Origin of the sequence: Treponema primitia, assembly GCF_046533075.1 — a bacterium.
GTDB classification, from domain to species: domain Bacteria; phylum Spirochaetota; class Spirochaetia; order Treponematales; family Breznakiellaceae; genus Termitinema; species Termitinema primitia_B.
The window spans coordinates 1-3,087 of record NZ_JAJQRB010000065.1 but is presented as its reverse complement, the minus strand read 5'-3'; the positions used below and the strand labels follow the sequence as shown (position 1 = coordinate 3,087).

At 50.7% G+C, this 3,087-nt stretch carries 4 protein-coding genes and 1 riboswitch; all 4 genes read right to left on the bottom strand.

Going from position 1 to position 3,087, the window contains the following annotated elements; translation table 11 throughout:
• Positions 1-111: 111 nt before the first annotated feature.
• Positions 112-190: riboswitch (ZMP/ZTP riboswitch) on the bottom strand.
• Between the two features lie 33 nt (positions 191-223).
• Positions 224-1,096: a D-psicose 3-epimerase gene (locus LQZ19_RS13535; protein ID WP_411048208.1), complete on the bottom strand. Its 873-nt coding sequence runs from the start codon at positions 1,094-1,096 to the stop codon at positions 224-226.
• 43 nt (positions 1,097-1,139) lie between these two features.
• Positions 1,140-1,988 carry a bifunctional 5,10-methylenetetrahydrofolate dehydrogenase/5,10-methenyltetrahydrofolate cyclohydrolase gene (locus tag LQZ19_RS13530; RefSeq protein WP_411048207.1) on the bottom strand — a complete coding sequence of 283 codons (849 nt, stop codon included), beginning with the start codon at positions 1,986-1,988 and terminating at the stop codon, positions 1,140-1,142.
• A 29-nt stretch (positions 1,989-2,017) separates the two neighbouring features.
• On the bottom strand, positions 2,018-2,647 hold the full coding sequence (locus LQZ19_RS13525; RefSeq protein WP_411048206.1) for a cyclodeaminase/cyclohydrolase family protein: 630 nt from the start codon (positions 2,645-2,647) through the stop codon (positions 2,018-2,020).
• Positions 2,648-2,836: 189 nt separating this feature from the next.
• On the bottom strand, positions 2,837-3,087 hold a 251-nt coding region (locus tag LQZ19_RS13520; RefSeq protein ID WP_411046390.1), incomplete at its 5' end, for a formate--tetrahydrofolate ligase.

Here is a 3,087-nt window from a genome sequence, read left to right as displayed (position 1 = left end):
CCGAACCGATAAACTTCTTCACCGCATCTGCACCTTTTGCCATTCTGTTACTCCTTATAATATAAAAAAGCTTTATTGATTATACGGTGTATAATACATCGTATAATCAATAAAGCTTGCCCAGGCGGTCGGCTATATTATCATCCCGTTCCCTTGTGGTAATCCACTTCCGCCAGTCACGGGGATATCTCTTTATCCATAATAATATATAGATAACCATATGTCAAGCAAACACATGCTTCACAAATTCCAGCGCTCCCTTGGCATCACGATCCAGTATCTCTTCGCTTGTCTCGGGAAGTAAATTTCTCCAGACCTTTATTTCCTGCCCTATGGTTCCTCCAGGCATGACAAAGGGCTCCATCACCACCGTTCCATCGTACCGTATGTCCCGCAGGGCATGACCAATTGCATTCCAGGGGATGCATCCTTTCCCGGGAACTTTGCGATTCTGTTCGCCGATATGAAAATGCCCAAGTTTATCCCCCGCCATGCGGATGGCCTCAGCCATATTGTCTTCCTCAATATTCATATGAAAAGTATCCAGCATGACTTTTACATTCGGGTGATTAACTTCATCGACAAACTTAATTCCTTCCTCACAGGTATTAAGCAAATACCCCTCAAAGCGGTTTAATACTTCCATCCCCAATACCACATTACAGTCTGCGGCGATTTTGGCAATTTCCCTGATATTTTCAACCGACCGTTTCCAGTCCCCCGCCTTATCAATGGGCAGAGAATAGTCAACCGGCCAGTATGAATATAAACCCCCGCCCAGCTGCTTTATGTCGAGTTTGTTGAGCTTTCCCAGCAAATCCTTATAAAAGGCCTTTGCATTTTTGACAATCCGATCATCGGAAGAGCTAAGGTTTTCTCCCTTAGCCGGACCATAGCCGGCAGTCAGGATAACGCCCTTCTCTTTCGCATAATCCCTCAAATCAAAAAGCTGGGAATCCGAAACATATTGGTCCTTCAATGCCGCACAGGATATCTCTAGTATATCAAAACCCAGTTTTGATACTTTATCGATATATTTTTTGTAATCCGCCCGCCATTCCTTTGTCCAATAGGCAAAATAAATACCATATTTCATTTCGATTGCTCCTATCTACTATATCCAAAGATTTTTCCGCAATCTACGCTCCGGCCTTAGCCGCCTGAATCACATGCTGTATGGTAATACAGGTGGTAACAGCCCCCACACCGCCGGGAACCGGGGTTATGGCCTGTACGATGGGTTCAGCTTCGGCGAACTTTACATCCCCGCACATGCCGCCCCCTTCCTTCATATGGATACCCACATCAATAACCACCTGACCGGCGCGGAGACTTTCGGCACCAACGCTCTCCGCCACTCCGGCGGCGACGATCACGATCTCCCCTTCCTTTATCACCGAAGGGAGGTCCTTAGTTTTCGTGTGGCAAATAGTAACGGTGCCGTTTTTGTGCATCAACATCATTGCTACGGGCCGGCCTATTACGAGGCTGCGGCCAACCACGGTAACCCGCTTACCCGCAATTTCAATACCGTAATGGGCGAGGATCGCCATGCAGGATTCCGCCGTACAGGGGGGAAACCCCAGGGGGATATTGGCAAACACCCCGGCCAGGGAGCCGTCGGTGATGCCGTCTATGTCCTTGGAGGGCAATAGGGCCGCCCGGATTACACCATCGTTTATGTGCTTGGGCAGGGGCCGGAAGAGGAGTACCCCATGAACAGACTTATCGTTGTTGACCTCCTGGATCACCTTCAACAGGGCATCCTGGGTTGCATCGGCGGGCAACACGTAGTTTTTTATCCCAACCCCCACGGAGGCGCAGCGTTTGGTGGCGCCCCTCTCGTAGGAGATATCATCATCCCTTTCCCCTACCCGGACTATCCCCAGGGTCGGCGTGATCCCCTTCGCCTTCAGTGCCTCCACATCCTGTTTCATGGACTCCACTAAGGCGTCGGCAACTTCCTTTCCTTTCAAAATCTGAGCCATTTTATACCTCGATTAGTTTTACTGTTTGATCACTTCAGTTGATCTTTTACGCCTTTGAAAATTTTATCCGCCAGGGATTCATACTCCGCAAGGAGCGCGTTGGTCTGGCGGTTGATATCCTCAGCATAACTACGGTCTGTCATGGCGGCGGTGTTGATATACACGTTAAGGCTGGCGCCGCTCAGGGCGGCCTTGCAAAAAAGCACCCCAACACCGGCGTCACTGATGGCCAGACGGCTGCCCTTGGCGGCGAATTCCTCAATAACTTTGATGGCCTCGCCGCACTTCTTCATGATCTCCAGGGGCACGCTGCAGGCTTCTTTCAAAGCCGCTTCCATGACCCGGGTTTTCTCCGCCTTCTCCGCCTCGGTTTCCTTGGGCAGACCGTAGGCCTTGGACAGGGGTTCAAAAACTTCCGCGTCCCGTTGAACCAGGGTGAGGAACTCCGCCTGAAGCCGGTCGGATTCCTTCTTCAGGCGGATGATGTCCGCCTCCACATCGGCGTACTTTTTCTTACCCACCGTAAGGGAACCCACCATGTTTCCCAAGGCGGTCCCGATGGCGCCCACCAATGCGGAAGCGCCGCCGCCGCCGGGCACCGGGGCCTTACTCGCCAGGACAGTTACAAAATCTACGCAGCTCTTTTCGGCAAAACCCATAATTATTCCTTAATTGAAATGTAAAGAATTAAGAATTTCTAACCGCAAAGGCACAGAAGGCGAAGAAGTAAGGGAAGAAAAAAGAAAGAGGGGGGAACGCTTAGTAAGCAACATGTTACCCTCTTTCTTCATTTTCTCTCTTCCCCTTTGGCGCCTTCGTCGCCTTTGCGGTTTTTTCCTCTTCTATTCCTAGAACAAGCCTGAAATCTTCCCGGTGTTGTCTACGTCGATCTTTTCGGCGGAGGGTACCGGAGGGAGACCGGGCATGGTCATGATTTCACCCGTAAGGGCCACAATAAAACCGGCACCCGCGGATATCTTGACGTTACGGACATTGAGCCGCCAGCCTTTCGGCGCGCCCTTCAGCTCTATCTTGTCAGAAAAACTGTATTGCGTCTTCGCCATACAGATCGGCACCTTGTCCAGCCCCAGCTTTTCAA

What these genes read in the sequence shown, in the direction of transcription:
- LQZ19_RS13530 (WP_411048207.1), bottom strand. Translation starts at nt 1,988, where the DNA reads ATGGCTCAGATTTTGAAAGGAAAGGAAGTTGCCGACGCCTTAGTGGAG.
- LQZ19_RS13535 (WP_411048208.1), bottom strand. Translation starts at nt 1,096, where the DNA reads ATGAAATATGGTATTTATTTTGCCTATTGGACAAAGGAATGGCGGGCG.
- LQZ19_RS13525 (WP_411048206.1), bottom strand. Translation starts at nt 2,647, where the DNA reads ATGGGTTTTGCCGAAAAGAGCTGCGTAGATTTTGTAACTGTCCTGGCG.